Source organism: Actinomyces polynesiensis, from assembly GCF_000820725.1.
GTDB classification, from domain to species: Bacteria; Actinomycetota; Actinomycetes; order Actinomycetales; family Actinomycetaceae; genus Pauljensenia; species Pauljensenia polynesiensis.
Window position 1 is genome coordinate 1 of sequence record NZ_CCXH01000137.1, and the last position, 1963, is coordinate 1963.

General features: G+C 69.3%; 3 protein-coding genes. All 3 read right to left on the reverse strand.

Going from position 1 to position 1963, the window contains the following annotated elements; translation table 11 throughout:
* Positions 1 to 595 (reverse strand): alanine--tRNA ligase-related protein (locus TA90_RS06330; RefSeq protein ID WP_043535197.1); only part of this gene is annotated, 595 nt, incomplete at its 3' end.
* Positions 596 to 694: 99 nt separating this feature from the next.
* Positions 695 to 1318 (reverse strand): 30S ribosomal protein S4, encoded by a 624-nt coding sequence (gene rpsD, locus TA90_RS06335; protein ID WP_043535198.1) that lies wholly within the window; start codon positions 1316 to 1318, stop codon positions 695 to 697.
* Positions 1319 to 1449: 131 nt separating this feature from the next.
* The coding region (locus TA90_RS06340) for an AAA family ATPase (protein WP_043535199.1) at positions 1450 to 1963 on the reverse strand (514 nt) is incomplete at its 5' end.

Here is a 1963-nt window from a genome sequence, read left to right on the forward strand (position 1 = left end):
GGTAGCGGTCCCCCCCGGGGTCCACCGTGCCACCCTCGGCCTCCGGACCGTAGGCGGGCCCGCGGTCGTAGTGCCACTCGCAGCACGAGCCCGCAGGGCCCGGCTGACCGGTGTCCCAGAAGTTCTCCTCACGCGGGAGGAGCACGATGTGGTGGGGGTCCATCCCGATCTTGCGGGTGAGGACGTCCAGGGCCTCCTCGTCGTGCTCCCACAGCGTGACCCACAGCCGGTCACCGTCCAGACCGTACCGGCCCTCGTCGACGGATCCCGTCAGGAGGTCCCACGCGAAGTCGATCGCGCCCTCCTTGAAGTAGTCACCGAAGGAGAAGTTGCCGTTCATCTGGAAGAACGTGCCGTGACGCGTCGTGCGACCGACGTTGTCGATGTCGTTGGTGCGGATGCACTTCTGGACCGAGGCGACCCTGGGCCACGGAGCAGGCTCCACCCCCGTGATGTAGGGGATGAACGGGACCATCCCGGCGATGGTGAAGAGGATCGAGGGGTCAGGGGAGATCAACGGGACCGACGGACGGATCACGTGGTCCTTGGACCTGAAGTAGTCGAGCCAGCGGGAGCGGATCTCAGAGGTGCGCATGTGTCCTCATGGTGGTGGAGAGGGAGGGGTGGGGCGAGGACCCCGGGTACTGAGCGGACCCCGGGAGCAGTGCTCCCGGGGCCCGCCGTCCGCTGTGGATCAGCGCGAGTAGTACTCGACGACCATCTGCACGTCGCAGGTCACGGGGACCTCGACACGCTTGGGGCGGCGCACCAGGGTGGCCTTGAGGTGCTCCAGGTTGACGTCCAGGTAGTCCGGGACGGTGGGGAGCACATCGCGGTGGATGCCGGCCGCGGCGACCTCGAAGGGCACCGTGGTCTGGGACTTCGGCTTGACCTGGAGGGTCTGGCCGGGACGGACGCGGAAGGAGGGGCGGTCCACGATCTTGCCGTCGACGATGATGTGGCGGTGGACGACGAACTGGCGGGCCTGCTGGATCGTGCGGGCGAAGCCAGCGCGCAGGACGAGCGCGTCGAGACGCATCTCGAGGAGCTCGACCAGGTTCTCACCGGTCAGGCCCGACTCGCGGCGGGCGTCCTCGAAGACGCGCTGCATCTGCGCCTCACGGATGCCGTACTGGGCGCGCAGACGCTGCTTCTCCTTCAGACGCACGGCGTAGTCGGAGTCCTGGCGACGCCGCGAGCGTCCGTGCTCACCGGGGCCGTAGGGGCGCTTCTCGAAGTAGCGCACGGCCTTCGGGGTGAGGGCGATGCCCAGGGCGCGGGACTCGCGCACCTGCTTGCGTGAACGGTTCTGAGCCATTGGTGGCCTTTCCTGTCTCTCGTGTCATGCCCCCGGTCGGTCACCGGTGGCATGGGGTCCACTCCCGGACGTGCGTCCTTCGGCCAAGACCCCAGGTGGTCGCCCGCCTCCCGGCGGACAGCCCTGACATGTTACCGCATGGCCAGCAGTTCCCTGATGCGCGCCAGACGCTTCGTGATCATCGCCTCAGTTCCGTTGGTGGTGGGCTCGTAGTACCGGGTCCCCACGAGGTCGTCGGGCAGGTACTGCTGGGCCGCGACGGAGTGGGGGGCGTCATGGGCGTAGACGTACCCCTTCCCGTGCCCGAGCCCCTCCGCACCCGCGTAGTGGGCGTCCCTCAGGTGCGCGGGGACGGGTCCCCCCTTCCCGGCGCGCAGGTCGGCGAGGGCCTGGAAGATCGCGGTGGTGGCCGCGTTGGACTTCGGCGCGGTCGCCACCGCGATGACGGCCTCGGAGAGGATCAGCTGCGCCTCGGGCATGCCCACCAGCGCCACGGCCTGGGCAGCGGCCACGGTGAGGGGCAGGATCTCGGGGGCGGCGAGGCCGACGTCCTCGGAGGCGCAGATCATGATCCTGCGGGCGATGAAGCGCGGGTCCTCCCCCGCCTCGATCATGCGGGCCAGGTAGTGGATGGCGGCGTCCACG

What these genes read in the sequence shown, in the direction of transcription:
- rpsD (WP_043535198.1), bottom strand. Translation starts at nt 1,318, where the DNA reads ATGGCTCAGAACCGTTCACGCAAGCAGGTGCGCGAGTCCCGCGCCCTG.